Annotated in this window: 18 protein-coding genes; 11 read left to right on the plus strand and 7 right to left on the minus strand. The window is 66.7% G+C overall.

The window, feature by feature from the left end; translation table 11 throughout:
* Positions 1–408 precede the first annotated feature (408 nt).
* The 4 genes from AC1DQR_RS20590 (at position 409) to thpR (ending at position 3,491) form a co-directional block, all read left to right on the plus strand.
* The gene (locus AC1DQR_RS20590; RefSeq protein WP_150986516.1) at positions 409–705 is read left to right on the plus strand and encodes a hypothetical protein; all 297 of its coding nucleotides are present in this window, start codon (positions 409–411) and stop codon (positions 703–705) included.
* A gap of 129 nt (positions 706–834) precedes the next feature.
* The gene (locus AC1DQR_RS20595; protein WP_416053331.1) at positions 835–2,328 is read left to right on the plus strand and encodes an AlkA N-terminal domain-containing protein; all 1,494 of its coding nucleotides are present in this window, start codon (positions 835–837) and stop codon (positions 2,326–2,328) included.
* Positions 2,325–2,858 (plus strand): methylated-DNA--[protein]-cysteine S-methyltransferase, encoded by a 534-nt coding sequence (locus AC1DQR_RS20600; RefSeq protein WP_416051213.1) that lies wholly within the window; start codon positions 2,325–2,327, stop codon positions 2,856–2,858. The genes AC1DQR_RS20595 and AC1DQR_RS20600 overlap by 4 nt, the downstream gene beginning before the upstream one ends.
* Before the next feature lie 63 nt (positions 2,859–2,921).
* On the plus strand, positions 2,922–3,491 hold the full coding sequence (thpR, locus tag AC1DQR_RS20605; protein WP_477133701.1) for an RNA 2',3'-cyclic phosphodiesterase: 570 nt from the start codon (positions 2,922–2,924) through the stop codon (positions 3,489–3,491).
* Positions 3,492–3,512: 21 nt separating this feature from the next.
* On the opposite strand, the gene AC1DQR_RS20610 is transcribed toward thpR, so the two are convergent.
* Positions 3,513–4,151 carry a LysE family translocator gene (locus tag AC1DQR_RS20610; protein ID WP_477133702.1) on the minus strand — a complete coding sequence of 213 codons (639 nt, stop codon included), beginning with the start codon at positions 4,149–4,151 and terminating at the stop codon, positions 3,513–3,515.
* A 124-nt stretch (positions 4,152–4,275) separates the two neighbouring features.
* On the opposite strand from AC1DQR_RS20610, the gene AC1DQR_RS20615 reads away from it, so the two are divergent.
* Positions 4,276–5,214, plus strand: coding sequence for a LysR substrate-binding domain-containing protein (locus AC1DQR_RS20615; protein WP_416051211.1), 939 nt, complete (start codon positions 4,276–4,278; stop codon positions 5,212–5,214).
* 225 nt (positions 5,215–5,439) lie between these two features.
* Positions 5,440–6,189, plus strand: a complete 750-nt coding sequence (locus AC1DQR_RS20620) for a flagellar brake protein (protein ID WP_416051210.1) — start codon at positions 5,440–5,442, stop codon at positions 6,187–6,189.
* 32 nt (positions 6,190–6,221) lie between these two features.
* Here AC1DQR_RS20620 and AC1DQR_RS20625 read toward each other — a convergent pair whose 3' ends face one another.
* Positions 6,222–7,319: a diguanylate cyclase gene (locus AC1DQR_RS20625; RefSeq protein WP_477133703.1), complete on the minus strand. Its 1,098-nt coding sequence runs from the start codon at positions 7,317–7,319 to the stop codon at positions 6,222–6,224.
* Between the two features lie 38 nt (positions 7,320–7,357).
* On the minus strand, positions 7,358–8,206 hold the full coding sequence (locus AC1DQR_RS20630) for an IclR family transcriptional regulator domain-containing protein (protein WP_174423415.1): 849 nt from the start codon (positions 8,204–8,206) through the stop codon (positions 7,358–7,360).
* A gap of 421 nt (positions 8,207–8,627) precedes the next feature.
* On the opposite strand from AC1DQR_RS20630, the gene AC1DQR_RS20635 reads away from it, so the two are divergent.
* Positions 8,628–9,149: a hypothetical protein gene (locus AC1DQR_RS20635; protein WP_477133704.1), complete on the plus strand. Its 522-nt coding sequence runs from the start codon at positions 8,628–8,630 to the stop codon at positions 9,147–9,149.
* Between the two features lie 16 nt (positions 9,150–9,165).
* On the opposite strand, the gene AC1DQR_RS20640 is transcribed toward AC1DQR_RS20635, so the two are convergent.
* Positions 9,166–9,948: an IclR family transcriptional regulator gene (locus AC1DQR_RS20640; RefSeq protein ID WP_416051207.1), complete on the minus strand. Its 783-nt coding sequence runs from the start codon at positions 9,946–9,948 to the stop codon at positions 9,166–9,168.
* Positions 9,949–10,162: 214 nt separating this feature from the next.
* Between AC1DQR_RS20640 and AC1DQR_RS20645 the strand changes: the two genes are divergently transcribed.
* Positions 10,163–11,533: an MFS transporter gene (locus AC1DQR_RS20645; RefSeq protein ID WP_477133705.1), complete on the plus strand. Its 1,371-nt coding sequence runs from the start codon at positions 10,163–10,165 to the stop codon at positions 11,531–11,533.
* A 57-nt stretch (positions 11,534–11,590) separates the two neighbouring features.
* Entirely contained in the window at positions 11,591–12,031 is a 441-nt protein-coding gene (locus AC1DQR_RS20650) for a type II 3-dehydroquinate dehydratase (protein ID WP_477133706.1), read from the plus strand.
* A gap of 24 nt (positions 12,032–12,055) precedes the next feature.
* Here AC1DQR_RS20650 and AC1DQR_RS20655 read toward each other — a convergent pair whose 3' ends face one another.
* Complete coding sequence (locus AC1DQR_RS20655) at positions 12,056–12,601, minus strand: cupin domain-containing protein (protein ID WP_477133707.1); 546 nt, start codon at positions 12,599–12,601, stop codon at positions 12,056–12,058.
* A 205-nt stretch (positions 12,602–12,806) separates the two neighbouring features.
* Here AC1DQR_RS20655 and AC1DQR_RS20660 point away from each other — a divergent pair, with 205 nt between their 5' ends.
* Positions 12,807–13,217: a copper resistance protein CopQ gene (locus AC1DQR_RS20660; protein WP_477133708.1), complete on the plus strand. Its 411-nt coding sequence runs from the start codon at positions 12,807–12,809 to the stop codon at positions 13,215–13,217.
* A gap of 210 nt (positions 13,218–13,427) precedes the next feature.
* Positions 13,428–14,417 carry a VTT domain-containing protein gene (locus AC1DQR_RS20665; RefSeq protein WP_416051203.1) on the plus strand — a complete coding sequence of 330 codons (990 nt, stop codon included), beginning with the start codon at positions 13,428–13,430 and terminating at the stop codon, positions 14,415–14,417.
* 12 nt (positions 14,418–14,429) lie between these two features.
* Here AC1DQR_RS20665 and AC1DQR_RS20670 read toward each other — a convergent pair whose 3' ends face one another.
* Positions 14,430–15,128, minus strand: a complete 699-nt coding sequence (locus AC1DQR_RS20670) for a hypothetical protein (RefSeq protein ID WP_477133709.1) — start codon at positions 15,126–15,128, stop codon at positions 14,430–14,432.
* Positions 15,129–15,248: 120 nt separating this feature from the next.
* Positions 15,249–16,208, minus strand: a complete 960-nt coding sequence (locus AC1DQR_RS20675) for a DUF1177 domain-containing protein (RefSeq protein WP_477133710.1) — start codon at positions 16,206–16,208, stop codon at positions 15,249–15,251.
* Positions 16,209–16,466: the final 258 nt, after the last annotated feature.

Raw genomic sequence — 16,466 nt, forward strand, 5'->3', positions numbered from 1 at the left:
TATCTCGCGCACCCCCGTGCCTCGCCTTGCTAATACCCTGATTTCCACTGCTTGCTCCTGTGTCAGCATCGGCGGCAAATCCGCCATCCTCCATCAGGTGGGTCAGTTTTACTTCGGCGGGGTGGGTCATTTTTACATCGGCGCTAACATGTGGCCGTTGGCTAGCGTAGCGGGTGTGACTTTTTGTTGCGGCTGGGTTCGGCTGCATGGCCCCACGATATACTCCGCTCGTTGCTGCAACCACAGCGGCCGGGTTTGACAGCCCGACGACAAAAAACGCTGTCAAACACGCTCGCAAAGGAGGCACTCCCATGCCCCAGTCTTCATTCGCCCATTCCGGGCAAATCGCATCCCCCAAGCTCCCCGTCATCCACCAGCGCCTGCGCGCCTCCCACCGGAGGGTGCTCGATGTATAACTACCCGCGCTACAACATCACCGCCCAACGCACGGGCCGCGATACCTTCCTGACCGCGCATGCCCCATCCGAAAGCCCGCTAAGCCTCGCTGCCGAAAAAACCGCGCAGCTCAATGCGTTGTTGTCTGTCGCTGTCGAGAACGCGGCGGGCGGCACTTTCTGCAACCTTGGTGAGGAAACCCAGGCCCATCTGCTTTCGCTGGTGGCCGTGCTTGCGCACGAGACGCTGGTGTTGAGCGAACTGGCCGCCGCGATGGATGAGCCGAAGGGCGAGATTGGCGACGGATGATGCCAGCGCGCTGCTGTGCTGCTGCTGTGCTGGTGGTCTTCGTGTCGGAGTGGCAGGTCAATACACGCCGCCGAGGCAAATGTCCGAATCCAGCTAGTTCCGCCTTCGCAACGGAGTAGCATGCTGGCTATGAAACTCGATCCGGATACCTGCTACAAGGCCGTGGCTTCGCACGACCGCCGCTTCGACGGGCGCTTCTTCGTGGGCGTGTCGTCCACCGGCGTCTACTGCCGGCCGATCTGCGCGGTGCGCACGCCCAAGCGGGAGAACTGCACCTTCTACGACAGCGCCGCCGCGGCCGAGAAGCAGGGCTTCCGGCCCTGCCTGCGCTGCCGGCCCGAGCTGGCGCCGGGACATGGGCTAGCCGACTTGTCGGGGCGCCTGGCCCAGGCCGCGGCCACGCTGATCGACGAGGGTTTCATGGTGGATGCCGGCGTGGCCGGGCTGGCCGCGCGCATCGGCATTACCGAGCGCCACCTGCGCCGGCTGTTCGATGCGCAGTTCGGCGTCTCGGTGCTGGAGTATGCGCAGACGCAGAGGCTGCTGCTGGCCAAGCGTCTGCTGACCGATACGGGGCTGACCGTGACCGACGTGGCGCACGCCGCTGGCTTTGGCAGCGTGCGGCGCTTCAACGATGTGCTCAAGACGCGCTACGGGCTGACGCCCATGGCTATGCGCAAGCGCGCCGCCGACAACGTGGCCGACGAGCTGGTGTTCGAGCTGGGCTACCGCCCGCCGATGGCGTGGGCCGCGTTCCTGCAATTCCTGGGCGTGCGCGCGGTGGATGGCATCGAGCAGCTTGGCGATGGCAGCTACGCGCGCACGCTGGCGATCGACAGCGGCGGCCGCATGCATGTGGGCTGGCTGCGGCTGGAGCATGTCGCGCGCCGCCATGTGATCAAGGTGACGTTGTCCGGCTCGCTGGCGCATGTGATTCCGCAAGCGCTGGGCCGCGTGCGGCGCTTGTGCGACCTGGGCTGCCGGCCCGATGTGGTCGATCAGCATCTGGGCCCGCTGGCTGCCGAAGCGCCCGGCATGCGCTTGCCGGGCGCGGTGGATGGCTTCGAGATCGCCGTGCGCGCGGTGGTGGGCCAGGTGATCTCGGTGAAGCACGCGCGCACGCTGCTGGCGCGGCTGGCCGAGCGCTACGGTTTGCCGCTGGCGCAGCCCACGCCGGTGCTGCGCGTGACGTTTCCCGGCGCGGCTGCGCTGGCTGGCGTGCCGCCCGAGGCCTTGCGTGAGATCGGCATCCCGCTGGGCAAGGGCCGGGCCATTCATGCTATCGCTGCCCGCGTGGCGGCGGGCGAGCTCAAGCTGGAGCCTAACGCTGCGCCGGAAGACACCATGGCGCGCCTGCGCGAGGTGGAAGGCGTGGGCGACTGGACCGCGCAATACGTGGCCATGCGCGCGCTGGGCTGGCCGGATGCCTTTCCTGGCACCGACTATGTCTTGCGCAAGGTGCTCGGCATCGCTACCGTGCGAGGCATGAACCAGCACGTTGCGCAGTGGGCGCCGTGGCGCGCCTACGCCGCCATCCACCTGTGGCGGCGCTACGAAGAAGGCAAGTCGGACAACTCGGAACGAGACGACAAGACAAGAGACACAACAAGGAATACACCATGATTGCCTACCGCATCGTCGCCAGCCCGTTGGGCGAAGTGCTGCTGCGCGTCGACGGCGCGCGCTTGAGCGGGCTGTTCTTCTCCGGGCAGAAGTACTACCCGGCGGCGGCCACGCCGGACACCAACGTGCCCGCCGCCGCGAAGCCTGTCTTCGAGCAGGCCGCCGATGAGCTGGCCGATTATTTCGCCGAGCGCCTGCAGGCCTTCACGGTCCCCATGGTGCTGGGCGGCAGCCCGTTCCAGCACGCGGTCTGGCAGGCACTGTGCGAGATCCCGTTCGGCGAGACCACGTCATATGGCGAACTGGGCGCCGGGCTGGGCCTCGCCCCCACCCATGCGCGCGCGATCGGCGGGGCGGTGGGGCGCAACCCTTTGTCGGTGATCGTGCCTTGCCATCGCGTGCTGGGCGCCAGCGGCGACCTCACCGGTTATGCCGGTGGCACCGACCGCAAGCGCGCGCTGCTCCGGCTTGAAGGCACGGCCGCAGCCATGGCACTGCCCATCCTGCGTCAGTCGGCGTTGGCGTTTTGAGCCAGCGGCATCGCGCCGCTGTGCTTGACCACCCGCGCCAGGCCGTCACGGGAGGTGAGACCGATGGCACGTTTGTTCGTGGCGATTGAGGTTCCGCCAGCGCTGGCGGCCGCGTTGCTGGCTCGCGTGCCGCGCGTGGCGGGCATCCGGGCGGCGGCGCCGCATCAGGTCCATCTCACGCTGCACTTCCTCGGTGAGCAGGACGACGCCACCGCGGCATGCATCGAGCAGGCGCTTGGGGGCGTCTGCGGCGCGGCCTTTGCGCTCACGGTGAAAGAGGCCGGCTATTTTCGCGGGCGGCGGGCGAGTGTGCTGTGGGCGGGCGTGGCGCCCAATGCGGCGCTGGACAGCCTGCATGCGCAGATGGCGCAGGCGCTTGCCGGATGCGAGGGCACAACGTTACCCGATGCTGGCTTGCAGCAGCGTGCGGGCTTCCACCCCCACATCACGCTGGCGCGCTGCGGGCCTGCCGTGGCGGATACCGCGCTGCAGGCATGGCGCGACGCGCAGGCCATGCTGGTGTGCGAGCCGTTCCCTGTGGCGCGCTTCATCCTGTATCAAAGCCACCTGCGCGCGGGCGGCGCGCAGCATGTATGCCGGCGTGCGTATGGGCTGGATCCGGCGCCAGGCTGATGCCGCCGGCAACGGCTGGCGTCATGCCAGGTTGCCCAGGCCAAGCGCTACCCCCAGCGCCAGCAACACCGAACCAATCGCCCGATCCAGCCAGCGCTGGCGCCGCAGCATGGCGGCGCGCAACGCGGGCGTGGAAAAGCAGCACGCAATCAAGCCAAACCAGGCCAGGTGCGCCAGCGACATGAACAGGCCATAGCCGAACTGCACGGCCAGCGGCGTTTGCGCATTCACCACCTGCGTATAGGTGCTGACCACGAACAACGTGGTCTTGGGATTGAGCGCATTAGTGAGAAAGCCCATCTTGAGCGCGCCGAGCGCTGTCAGCGCAGGTGTGCCCGCATCCGCACCGAGCGGCGGCGCATTCGGGTCCGGCGCGCGCTTGCGCAAAGTCTGGATGCCGATCCAGATCAGGTAGGCGGCGCCGAGCAGCTTCACCACCGTCAACAGGTTGTGCGCGTGCTCCATCAACAACGCCACGCCAAACATCGTGTAGAAAACGTGCACCTGTACGCCAAGGGCGATGCCGAGCGCGCACAGCAGCCCGGCCTTGCGGCCATGCACGAAGCTGTTGCGCATCACCATGGCGAAGTCGGGGCCCGGGCTGATCACGGCCAGCACGGTGATGGTGGCGACGGCCAGCAGTTCGGTGAGAGGGTGCATTTTGTACGAGGATCCTTGACCGGATAGAAATCGGGTTCCAGGCATTCTCTGCGTTGATATGTGGCACCACAATCGATTTATACTCGTGCAAATCCGTGAGAAAAACTGACACATCAAGGCGAGCATGCACTGGCTGGGCGGGATCCGTTTCTTCGAGGCCGCGGCGCGGCACCAGAGCTTCATGCGGGCTGCGGACGAACTGCACCTGACCCACGGCGCGGTCAGCCGCCAGATTCGCCAGCTGGAGGAAGCGCTCGGCGTGGCGCTGTTCGAGCGCCGCAACCGCGCCGTGTTCCTGACCGAGGCGGGGCACATCCTGCATGCCGCCGCCACGCAGTCGCTCGAAGTGCTGGGCGCGGCCGCGCAGCGCATCCGCGCGCATGCGCAGCCCAGGGCGCTGGTCTTGTCGTGCGAGCCGACCATCGCCATGCGCTGGCTGATTCCCCGCCTGCCGCGCTTTACCGAGGCGCATCCGGAGGTGACGCTGCACCTGATGGCCGCCGGTGGTCCGGTGGACTTCGCGCGCAGCGGCGTGGACCTGGCGCTGCGCCGCAACGATTTTCATGTGGGGCCGGAGCTGCATGCCCATGAAGTTGCCGAGGAATGGGTGGGCATGGTCTGCCGCGCCGGGGCCAGCGCCGGGGCGTCGTCCCACCGGCTGCACACGCGCTCTCGCCCGGATGCCTGGCAGCGCTGGGCCAAGGCCGCCGGCGGCGCGCAGCGCTTTGGCGCGGATGCCTGGTACGAGCATTTCTACCTGACCATCCAGGCCGCCGCGGCCGGGCTTGGCTGCGCGATCGCGTCGCGCCTGATGGTGGCCGACGAACTCGCCGACGGCCGCATCGCCGCGCCGCGCGGCTTCGTGCGCGACGGATCTTGCTATCAGTTGCTCTCGCCAGTGGCGTTCGAGCACGATGCGCGGCGTCGCGCGGTCAGGGACTGGCTGTGCCAGGAGGCGCAAGCATCGCTCGGCGCGGATCCGGGCCAGGTGGCCGCATCGCCACATCCAGCACGCGGGGCCAAGGGCGCGGCAAAACGTGCTGGGCGCAAAGACGGCAAATGAGGCGCGAACCCGCCCCGGCGGGCTACCCCACGGAAGTCTGGCTCAAGTTTTGCCACACTTCGCCGTTGTTCAAACAAGAGCTTGCGCAGCAGCAGGCGTCGCGCTTAACATGCGGCGCTAGCCGCTCGCCCCCGTCTGCATCCGGGTACGCGGGCAGCCCGAATTCCCCCGTCGCAAGCCAGTCTGGCGCGACGCAGGCCTCTCTCAGACGTTTGCGTGATTTTCATGAGTCTCCAAGATTCCCCGGAGCAATCCGAGCTTGACGCCGGCGCGTTGCCAGACGACCGCTATCGCCTTACCCATTCCTCGCAGATCGGCACCGTGCTGCGCGACCTCGCCTGGCAGAAGTGCATCCTGAACGTGCGCGCGCGTACCGCCCACGAGATGGTCACGTCCGTGCTGCATGTGGATCCGGCCAGCCGCACCTTTGTCTTCGACTGGTGCTCCACCGAGCCCGAGCGGCAGGCGCTGCTGGCTTCCAACGAGAATGCCTTCTCGGCATCGCTGCGCGGGGTGCCCGTGAACTTCATGATCGGCACGCCCGAGATCACCCAGTACAAGGGTGGCCCGGCATTTTCCGCGCCGTTCCCGGAGAAGCTCTATCACTTCCAGCGCCGCCGTCATTTCCGCGCACGCACGCTGGTCACCAAGGGCTACGTCTGCACCATCAAGATGAGCGACGGCACCGTGCTCAAGCTCGATATTGCCGATCTCTCGCTCTCGGGTGTCGGGTTGCGCTCCAAGACCGTGGACGCCACGCAGCTGCCGGTGGGCACCACCATCCCCGGCGTGCATCTGGATTTTGGTGCGCTGGGCAAGCTGGACCTGAGCCTGCAAGTGGTGGGGCACTGGCTGGCCGGGCGCGATGACAGCGCCATCCACCATTTCGGCTGTGCGTTCTCCAACCTTGACGGCCGCATGGAGAATTTCCTGCAGCGCCTGGTGTTTGCGCTGGAGCTTGCCAGCCGCGGCTAAGCGCATCTGGCCGCTGCTTGCGCTGTTTTCGCTCAACCCGCGCTGATGCGAATCCGGTTGCGGCCGGCCCGCTTGGCTTCGTAAAGCGCGCGGTCCGTGTGCGCCAACCATTCGTGGTGGCCCGCCATGCCGGCATCAAAGGCGGCCACGCCAAGGCTGGCGGTGTGGCCGCGCAGCGCGGCAATGCCCGCCCCGCAAGCCGCGCCCGGCTGCAGCGAGCGCGACAGACGCTCGGCCATTTCCACCGCCTGCGTCAGGCTCGCGCCACTGAGCAGCACGCCAAACTCCTCGCCGCCGTATCGTCCCACCAGGCATTGCCGCGCTTCACCGCGGCCAGCCGGGCCGTGCTGTGCGGCGTGCTGCACTACCAGCGCGGCAAAGGCCTTGAGCGCTTCGTCGCCGGCCAGGTGGCCGTGGGTGTCGTTGAGCTGCTTGAAATGGTCGATGTCGAGCATCACCAGGCTGGCGGTGCTGCGCCGCCCGGTCTTGCAGGCCTGGAACTCCGCGGCCAGCATGGCCTCCCAATAGCCCCGGTTGAGCACGCCGGTGAGGCCATCCAGGCGGCTGTTGGCCTCGATCGCCTTGCCGTGCGCGGCCAGGCGGCGGGAGATGCTGTAGGTGGTGCGCCCCAGCGCCAGCGGGTAGAGCACCAGCATCGGCAGGCTGGCGACGATGGTGGCGAGGTTGGCCTCCGGATGCCAGGCCGCGCCGAAGGCCACGATACCCGCCAGCACCCCCGCCAGGTGCCACCCCAGGCCATGCAGCAGCAGGCGTGTGCCGCCTGCCGCCACATTGTTCATGCTCATCATCGACAGGATCAGCACGCTCGGCAGCAGGTTGAATTTCATGGCTGCGGCCCAGATGCCACCGAGCACGGCATCGATCATCATGTTGTGGATTTCCGCCCGGAACGGCACCTCGCTGCGCCTTGAGCGCCAGGCAGCGGCGTGCGGCCAGACAAAGCCGTGCAGGAACACCAGCGCCAGCAGCCAGTGCGGCGCGCCCGCTTCCAGCATGGCCGCCGCCACCGCAAAGAACCCGATCGCCAGCCCGATGGCGCGCATGGCGTAGACCCGCCGGACAAAACGCATGCCCTTGCCTGCCAGCGGGTTAAGGGGGCTTTGCGCCATGAGTCTGCGGTTCCTTGTCGGTTTTGGTTTCAGGCGGCTCAGGCGGCGATCAGCTTGCCGATCGCCACTGCCGCTTCGCGCATCGGCGGCAGCAGGCGCGAGATCATCTCTGCTTCCGATACCTGCGCCGCGCGCACGCTGACGCTGATGCCCGCCATGACGCTGCCCGAGATGCCGCGCACCGGTACCGCGATGGCGCGCAGGCCGGGCTCCAGCTCTTCGTCGATCAGCACATAGTCCAGTTCGCGCGCATGCGCAAAGCTGGCCTCCAGCTCGGGCCGCGAGATCTTGGTCTGCAGCGTGCGCGGGCGCAGGTCGACGTGATCGAAGAAGTCTTCCAGCGCCGGCTCGGCCAGGTGGGCCAGCAGCATGCGGCCGATCGATGTGCAGTACGCCGGTAGCCGGCTGCCCATGCCGAGCGAATAAGTGAGCACCCGCTGCACCTCCGAGCGCACCAGGTAAAGGATGTCAGTGTCGTCCAGGATGGCCAGTGCCGAGGTCTGCTGGATGCGCGTGCTCAGCGCGTCGAGGATCGGCTGGGCCAGCGACACCAGCGAAGTCGACGAGAAATAGGCATGGCCCAGGTGCAGCACGCGCGGGCGCAGCGCGAACTGGCCGCCTTGCTGGCTGACGTAGCCAAGCTGCTCCAGCGTGTACAGGCAGCGCCGAACCGATGCGCGCGAGAGCTGGGTGCGCTGCGCCACCTGGGAAATGGTGAGCGGGCGCTTACGCTCGGAGAAGGCTTCGAGCACGCTCAAGCCGCGCGCTAGCGACAGCATGAAATTCGGGTCGCCGGCAAAACTGTTGAGAAGGTCGGCCTGGGGGCGGGCGACGCGGACAGTGGCGGCCGTTGCCTGGCCAGGGCTGCTGGGAATGGGGGCGTCCATGTGGGCGAGTGCGCGCGGGTTGTTCGATAATCGCGCATCTTAAACCGGCTGGGCGCCTCGGGCCAGCGCTTTTGTTGCGGCCGATCCCCATTTTGGTGCGGGGATCGGGTTGGCTGGTAAAAAAACGTCGCCGTCTCAAGGGCACGGCGACTGGAAGGGTGTGTCATCAAGACGGGGGTCTCAGCGACATGTCCAGCATAGGACGCGGCGGTTAGACATTAAATACAACTTCCGAGGGGATTCATGCCTCGCTATGTCTCAGCCGCCGGGCGCGCGTGACGCCTGGCGCCCCCCGCCGTGGCGAGGGGGGTAAAATCGCGCCTTTGATGCCGCCGCCGTCCCGGTCCGCCCCCGCCAAGCATCGCGTGGCGCCCCGGCCAGCGCCCGCAGCCCACCGCGCAGCCCCGAATTGAAGCCAGCCATGACCCATCAGCCCGAACTCTCCCCCGAAGCCGACGACCTGGACGCCGCCGGGGACAACGCAGAAAAGATCCAGGAGCCGCGCCTGTGGCGTGCCGACGGCTGGACTGCCCGCGTGATCAAGAACGAGGACGACGACGGCTGGGCCGTTGCCATGATCAAGGACGGCGAGCCCGAGCCCGCCCTGGTTGGCCCCTGGACCATGGGCCGCGACAAGAAGAACCCCAAGCCGCTGGACACCAACGCCTTTTCGACGCTGGTCAAGACGGCTTCCGAAGTGCTGCGCCGGCACGAGCAGCAACTGCACGCCATGCTGCACAAGAGCGTGATCGTCGACACGGACACGGCGCGTATCAGCGTGACGCTCGACATCGTGCCCGACGAAGACAATCCTTTCGCGGTGCTGCGCGCCACCGACGAACTCGGCGATGAACTGGCCCAGGTGCGCGTGTCGCCGGGCTTCAAGCTGAGCAAGGCCAGCGCCGCGGACTGGATCGAGAACGAGTACCGCAAGCCGCGTTGAGCGGCCAGCAGAAGGCTCACACAGCGCGGTTGAACAGCGCCGAGGCCGAGCTTGCCAGCGCCAGTTCCGCGGCGGCGGCAAGCAGCGCCGGGCCCAGCGCCTTCATGCGCTGCTCGGTCAGCCGGCTCAGCGGGCCCGCAATGCTGATCACGCCGATTGCCGGATAGCCCCCACGGCGCTGCACGGGGGCCGCCATGGCCGTCATAGCTGGCGCAAAGACTTCATTGATCGTGGCATAGCCGCGCTCCCGCGCCCGGTGGATGAAGCCCAGCAGGGCCTTGATGGTGGTGGGCGCATTAGGGCCGTACTGATTCGGCTGCCCGAACCCTTGCCGCGACACCAGCTCCAGGGCGCGTTCGTCCGTCATGGTCTGCATCCAGGCGTGCCCCGTCGCGCTGCACGAAAGAATCGTGTCCATGCCCATGTCGGGGTCATAGCGCAGTCCCCGCAGCGCGCCTTGCGCCTTGGCCACCCAGGTCAGGCGATCCCCATCGACAATGGCCAGGCGCACCAGCTCGCCCGACGTATCCGCCAGCCGGTCCAGCCTGGCCTGCGCGATGTCCACGATGCCGGACGTTGCTAGAAAGCCCAGCCCCATTCCCACCAGCTTGGTTGTCAGGATGTAGTCGCCGTGGTCCCGCATCTGGCGTACATAGCCCGCATTCTTGAGGTCGACCAGCAGGCGGTGGCACGCGCTGCGCGGGATGTCGAGATCGTCGGCGATGGCGGCGAGCGGCACGGCCTCGACCTGGGTGCAAAGGTATTCGAGGATGCCTAGTGTGCGTAGTACGCCTGACATGGCGAACTCCCTGCTGACGTCAATATAGTTCGTGACTATCCAATACGAATTTCAATGCGTCAAGATTGGAATAGTATTCACGAACCCTTGCTAGCATGCTTTCACCGATCCAACCGGCACGAAGGCAGAAGCGCGAGAGCGTTGGACGGCTTCAACGAACATCGGAAGGGCAGCGACGCCTACCCTTCCCAGGAAGTGAATGCCAGGAGACAAAATGACTGCAGAGACACTACGCCCGGCCAATGCAGCGATGCGCACGCGCGCCGTGGCGGCCGCCACCATCGGCACCGCATTAGAGTGGTTCGACTTTACGCTTTACGGGGCACTGGCGGCCACCATCCTGCCCAAGCTGTTTTTCCCGGCCATGGAGCCAACATCCGCGCTGCTGGCATCGCTGGCCACCTTCGGCGTTGGCCTGGCGGCACGGCCCCTCGGTGCCATCATCTGCGGCCACCTTGGCGACAAGCTCGGGCGCCGCAACCTGCTGCTGGGCACGGTCACGATCATGGGGCTGTCCTCCGTGCTGATGGGCTTGCTTCCCACCTACTCGCAGATCGGCGTCTGGGCGCCGGTGTTGCTGGTGCTGTTGCGCATCCTGCAGGRCTTCGCGCTCGGGGGCGAATCGACCGGCGCGCAACTCATGGCTATCGAGCACGCCAGTCCGGACCGGCGCGGCAAGTACTCCGGCCTGCTAGGCCTTTGCTCTCCGCTGAGCCAGATACTTGCCAATGGCGTGCTGTTGCTGCTTGCCTCCACGATGTCAGCGGAATCGTTCGACGCCTACGGATGGCGGGTGCCGTTCCTGCTGAGCTTCATCCTGGTGATCGTCGGCGTGTATATCCGCCTGAAGGTCAGTGAAACGCCGGCATTCGTCGAGCTGCGCAAGAGCCAGGTGGCCGAGGTGGGCAACCCGCTGCGCGATGCATTGCGCCTGCACGGCAAAACGGTGTTGCGCTGGATGCTGTTCTTTTGCGGCCCGGCGGCGATTTTCTACCTCATCGTCGTGTTCTCGCTGAGCTACATCACCAAGACGCTTGAAGTGCCGAAGCAGACCGGCTTCCTGCTGCTGATGGGCGCCAATGTCTGCGCCATCGTCGGCGCGCTGGCGGGTGGCATGCTCAGCGACAAGATCGGCCGCAAGAAGGCGCTGGCCATTGGTTCCGTCGCAACGCTGCTGATCTTGTTCGTCTACTTCCAGATCCTCGACACCAAGAGCTTCCTGCCGATGCTCGCCATCATGGGCCTGTTCCTGGGCTTCACCCAGTTCCAGAGCGGCATCCAGCCGGTCGCCTTCGCCGAAGCGTTTCCGACCAATGTCCGCTATTCGGGATCGGCGCTTGCGTACACCGGCGCAAACCTGATTGCCGGCGGGCCGATGCCGGTGGTCGCGGTGTGGCTGCTGCAGGTTTGCAACGGCTCGCCGTGGGGCGTGGTCGCCGTCTGCGTCGTGTTCAACCTGATCTCGCTGGCCATGATCCTGACGGCGCCCGAGACGCGTGGCGTCGACATGAACCGCTCCGATGCACCCGGCGTCATCGCCGAGGGCGCTCGGTTCATGCCGATCGGCACGCGCAAATCTCACTAACCCTGCAAATCCCACTAACTCATTCAGCGCGCGGCGCCTTGCCGCGCGCCACAAATCATGACCGAACTCGTCTATGTCCTGAATGGCTCCAACCTCAACATGCTGGGCAAGCGCGAGCCGCACCTGTATGGCACGACCACGCTTGCCGAGGTCCAGCAGCGGGTTGCGGCGCTGGCGGATGAACTGCGGATCGCGTGCGATTTTCGCCAGACCAACAGCGAAGCCACGATGGTGGACTGGCTGCAGGAAGCGTTTGAGAAGAACGCGGGCGTGGTCATCAATCCGGCCGGATTCTCCTTCGCCTCCATCCCCGTGCTGGATGCTGTCAAGCTGATCCAGCGTCCGGTGATTGAGCTGCACATCACCAATATCCATGCGCGCGAGGAGACCCATCGCCATTCGCTGATCTCGCGCGCAGCCACCGGCGTGATCTGCGGGCTTGGCGTTGCCGGCTACACGCTGGCGCTGCGCGCCATGGCCGACGCCCTGCGCAGCTAGTACGACGCCAGGCGTTTTAGCGCCTCAGCGTTGTGGCGCAGGGGCGAGCCGCGCGATCAGTGCGGCATGGCGCGGGTGCGATGCCAGCAGGCTGCCGGCATCGGCCAGCTCGAACTCGCTGAACTCAAAGCCCGGTGCCACGGTGCAGCCCACCAGCGAGAAGCCATCCGGATCGCTGCGCTCGGCGGCGAACCAGCAGCCAGCCCCGACCACGGCCTGGAACACCGCGTCGTCATCGGCGAGCGCGTCGCCCAGCCGGTGCGTGGTGAGGCTGCCGTCTTGCTCCAGCACATGCACGTTGAGCGGGCAGCCCGCGTAGAAGTGCCACACCTCGTCGGAGCGGATGCGATGCCAGGCGGAGTAAGCGCTGTCGCACAGCAGGTAGTAGATCGCGGTGGAGGCGGCATGTGTGGCGGGGTTGCCTGCCCCTTCACGCGACACACGCACGGCGTCGCGATGGGTCTCGCGGTAGTAGCCGCCTTCCGGATGCGGCTGCAGGCTGAAGCGCTGGATCAGCTGGTCTTTGTCTTTGTCTTTGTCTTGGTGTTGCGAGTCAGGTTGGGCAGGCATGCGCGGGGCTCCGGGATCGGTAGCCGCCATCATGCCCGCTTGCCGGCGCGGTAAGCAACCAGCGTCGTTGTGCATCCACGCCGCGCTTCGCCGCGTATCTGGTTTAACCGCGCGATTCACGTGTGGCCGGACCAGCGCAAGGCGCTGCTCCCCTGCAAGCCAGCCGCGATCCGCCGATCCGCCGATCGCCCAGAAGGAGATTGCCATGACCCGCCATTTCTTCAAGTTGTTGATGACTTCGGCCGCACTTGCCGGCATTGCCGCCACGGCGGCTCCGGCGCAAGCCGCTGGCCCCAGGGACAGTGCCGTGTCCGGGGACCGCTACGGCTACGTCTTCCATGCGTCGCGTTTCGATGTCTTTAGCGATGGCGCGCGCCTGGACCCGGCCGCTCCGGCGACGGGCGCGGACGGCAGCCGCCGGAGCAAGCCGGATCCGTTCTCGGACGGCGCGCAGAAGCTGGCTGGCATGGACCGCGGCGGCGTTTCCGCGGATCCGTCGCGCACGGTCGATCCGTTCCAGGACGGCGCGCAGAAGATGGCCGGCATGGACCGCAGCGGCCCTTCCGCGGATCCCGCGCGTCAGTTCGACACCTATCAGGACGGCGCGCATGCCTGACCATCAGAGCAATAACCGGAGCGCTGGCCCGCGGCCTCGCAGGCGCCTCGTTCAGGGTTTTTGAAGCTCGCATGCAAGGTGGCGCGCTGCACCGAGCCACCTTGGTGGCACACTACTGCCTATGCCCGTCGGCGCGAGCATCCTCGCTCGCGCTGATTATCTTGAGGGGGCGAAAACGGCCATAAAATGGCCATAGTGCGGGAGATCGGTGTGGGTGAATTGCAGTCCTTGCTGGAGAGCCACGGCGTGATGCTCGTGTTTCTCAATGTGCTCGCCGAGCAGGCCGGGCTGCCGGTGCCGGCCGTTCCCATGCTGTTCGTTGCCGGCGCGCTCGGCATGCGCGAGGGCGGCCCGGCGCTGGGCGCCGTGCTGGCGGCCGTTATCCTGGCCTGCCTGATTGCCGATACGGCCTGGTACTTTGCCGGCAAGCGGCTCGGGCAACCCATGCTGCGCACCATCTGCCGCGTTTCCATCTCGCCTGACAGTTGCATCCGCCAGACCCAGTCGCTGTACCTGCGCGTGGGTCCGCGCTCGCTGGTGTTCGCCAAGCTGCTGCCGGGCGCCGGCGCATTGTCCACCGCCATGGCCGGCATGACCTCCACGCCGTTCGCGGTGTTCCTGTTCTACGACGCCATCGGGGCGCTGGTGTGGGCCGGCGGCGCGCTGCTGGTTGGCGTGGTGTTCACCGATTTTGTCGAAGTCATCCTGGACGCCTTCAGCACCTATGGCCCGGTGGCCGTCATGGTGGTGTTGGGCGCCTTCGCCGCCTTCGTCGCGTGGAAGTTCTGGCGGCGCGTGCGCCTGTTGCGCCGCACCCGGCGCGTGCCCCGCATGTCGGTGGGGGAGCTGGAAGCGCGCCGGCTGGGCGATCGCTTCCCGCTGGTGCTTGACGTGCGCAGCGACGCGGTGGAGCGGATCCCCGGCGCGATGATCATCGACCTGAATGCGCCGCTGGAATTACTCTCCGAGCATCCGACCAGCATCGACATCGTGGTCTACTGCGCCTGCCCGCATGAGGTGTCGGCAGCGGTGCTGGCGGAACGCCTGAAGGCGGCCGGCTACGCCAATACCTGGGCGCTGGCCGGCGGCTTCGACGAATGGAAGCGCCTGCATGGCGAAGCATTGCAGGCCGCTGCCACCGAGGGCGATGCCGCAGCGGCGCTTGCGCCACACACGGGTGGTCCCGGCGCGCTGCGCTAGCGCAGCGCGGGGTCAGCAGCCAACCCAGTAGGCGTAGCCCACCAGCCGGTCGCCGAGGAAGTACAGGCGGTACTGGTCGCCGTCGCCGTCCAGCGTGTAGAGCGTGGTGTAGGCGAGCTGCTCGAGCGGGTCGCCCTCGTCGCGGTCGGACGGGCTGCGTACCTTGCCCGGTGCCTCCGCCAGCTTCCAGCGCGGGTTCTTGCGCAGGGCCGTGTTGAGCTGCGTCAGCGTGGAGGCCGCGGTAACGTCCTGGCTTTCCAGCTTGAGCGTCAGCCCGGCCGGGATGCCGTGCAGCGCGCGGATCACGGCGTCGCCGCTGCGGCCCACTTCGATCAGCGCATCGGGGTAGTGGTAGTCCATCAGGTGCTCTTCGTCGAGCGCCGTGCCGCATTCATCCTGGTTGGGCGTGATGTCCGGCGGCTTGCCCCACGCCGCCTGCACGTCCGCCATGCTGGTCAGCCCGCGCAGSGCGACCAGCGGGCGGGCCAGCGGCGCGGGCRCAAAGCTGGGCCCGTCGTCCGGCTGGGCCGCGTCGTCGGCGCGCGCCGCCTGCGCATCCGATGCGGCAGCGGCGGATGGGGAYGTGGCGGAGGTGGCCGGAGCCGGTTCATTGCGTTCGCAGCCAGGCAGCGCGGCTAGCGCGGCGCAGGCGGCGAGGGCGGACAGGCAGCGGGACAGCGCGGGGCTGTCGGTGTCGTTCAGGTGGAGCATGTTGCAAGAATAGCCGCTAAGGCGGCGACTGCGTCAGGAGCGCAACCATACACCGAAGCGCGCCCGCTGAAAATGCCCGCGTGTGGCTTGCCGCACGTCCGGGCACCGCTGCGCCTGGTTTCAGTGCGCCGCGCCGGCGCGCTGGAATCCTGTCATGTCGGGATAGATCGCGCGGATCTTGCCCCATTCCACCACGTTGAAGAACTGGCACTTGCCAGCGCCGAAGCGCTTGGCCACTTCCACGCAGAAGCGCACCGCTTCGGCAATGTCGATCTCGTGGTTGGCGCTGGTGGCGCTGCCCGAGACCACCGACTGCGCGGTCAGCGCCACGCCTACCACCGGAGCGGCGGTGGCCACATGCGGCTGCATGATGCTGTTGAAGTGGTACAGGCCGTTGTGATAGGGCGTGATGTCCTGCTGCGAGATCGGGAAGGTCACTGCCGGGCAACCGGTGGTGGATTCCATCGTCGCCACCAGGTCCGGGCTCACGCGCAGGATATAGCCCTGCATGGCGGTGGGCGAGATCGCAAAGCCGCGGTGCTTGATGATGCTGTTGCCCTTGGAGGCATCGAGCGACAGGATCGCATCCATTTCCGGCAGCACCTGGTACTGGTTCATGGTGTCGGACGACACCGGCATGCCCATGAAGGGCACCGGATCGTGCGGCTGCATCGACACGTTGGTGGACAAGTGCGTGGTCACGATGACGTCGCCGGCCAGGTGGTCGCCCTTGTGCTTCATCTGCGCCAGCTTGAGCGCCACGGCCAGGCTGCCGATCGGGCCGTCCGCGTCGGACACCAAGCCTACCAGCTCCGGGCGCGCGCCGATGGCGCCATTGCGGCCGATCACGCCTAGCGTGGGGGCTTTGCCGCCGCCGCGCTTGCCTTGGGTGCCGGGGATGACGATGGTGATGAAGTCGGTGGTGTTTGTGGTGGGTTCCGGCGGGGCGTTGTTGATGGTGACGACGTCTACCGTTACGCCGGCGGTGGTGTAGGCACCGAACAGTTCGCGGACAACTGCGCCGTTGGCGTTGGGGCTGTCCAGGGCTTCGTGGATGACCAGGGTTTGTTGCAGGGTCATGGGGGTCTCCTTGAATGGGTTGGGTTGAAGTCAACTTCAAAGGCCTAAGGTCAAAGGCTTTGAGTCAAAGACTTAGAGTCAAAGGCAGTTTCACCACCCCTGCGGGGCGGTGACCTACTTTCTTGTCTTGCCAAGAAAGTAGGCAAAGAAGGCGCCCCATACGGCCAGGGCACACCTTGACGGCTCGCTTCGCATCGCGCTTGGGTGTTTCCCGCCCGAAGGGGCGGGAAACACGGCTACCACAGTTGGTTGATCTTG

Source organism: Cupriavidus sp. 05L411 (assembly GCF_056398045.1).

Bases quoted from the DNA above. Each gene is read 5' to 3' on its own strand.
- AC1DQR_RS20635 (WP_477133704.1), top strand. From the start codon at position 8,628: ATGACCCATCAGCCCGAACTCTCCCCCGAAGCCGACGACCTGGACGCC.
- AC1DQR_RS20600 (WP_416051213.1), top strand. From the start codon at position 2,325: ATGATTGCCTACCGCATCGTCGCCAGCCCGTTGGGCGAAGTGCTGCTG.
- AC1DQR_RS20660 (WP_477133708.1), top strand. From the start codon at position 12,807: ATGACCCGCCATTTCTTCAAGTTGTTGATGACTTCGGCCGCACTTGCC.
- AC1DQR_RS20655 (WP_477133707.1), bottom strand. From the start codon at position 12,601: ATGCCTGCCCAACCTGACTCGCAACACCAAGACAAAGACAAAGACAAA.
- AC1DQR_RS20640 (WP_416051207.1), bottom strand. From the start codon at position 9,948: ATGTCAGGCGTACTACGCACACTAGGCATCCTCGAATACCTTTGCACC.
- AC1DQR_RS20610 (WP_477133702.1), bottom strand. From the start codon at position 4,151: ATGCACCCTCTCACCGAACTGCTGGCCGTCGCCACCATCACCGTGCTG.
- AC1DQR_RS20595 (WP_416053331.1), top strand. From the start codon at position 835: ATGAAACTCGATCCGGATACCTGCTACAAGGCCGTGGCTTCGCACGAC.
- AC1DQR_RS20650 (WP_477133706.1), top strand. From the start codon at position 11,591: ATGACCGAACTCGTCTATGTCCTGAATGGCTCCAACCTCAACATGCTG.
- AC1DQR_RS20630 (WP_174423415.1), bottom strand. From the start codon at position 8,206: ATGGACGCCCCCATTCCCAGCAGCCCTGGCCAGGCAACGGCCGCCACT.
- AC1DQR_RS20620 (WP_416051210.1), top strand. From the start codon at position 5,440: ATGAGTCTCCAAGATTCCCCGGAGCAATCCGAGCTTGACGCCGGCGCG.
- AC1DQR_RS20675 (WP_477133710.1), bottom strand. From the start codon at position 16,208: ATGACCCTGCAACAAACCCTGGTCATCCACGAAGCCCTGGACAGCCCC.
- AC1DQR_RS20615 (WP_416051211.1), top strand. From the start codon at position 4,276: ATGCACTGGCTGGGCGGGATCCGTTTCTTCGAGGCCGCGGCGCGGCAC.
- AC1DQR_RS20590 (WP_150986516.1), top strand. From the start codon at position 409: ATGTATAACTACCCGCGCTACAACATCACCGCCCAACGCACGGGCCGC.
- thpR (WP_477133701.1), top strand. From the start codon at position 2,922: ATGGCACGTTTGTTCGTGGCGATTGAGGTTCCGCCAGCGCTGGCGGCC.
- AC1DQR_RS20625 (WP_477133703.1), bottom strand. From the start codon at position 7,319: ATGGCGCAAAGCCCCCTTAACCCGCTGGCAGGCAAGGGCATGCGTTTT.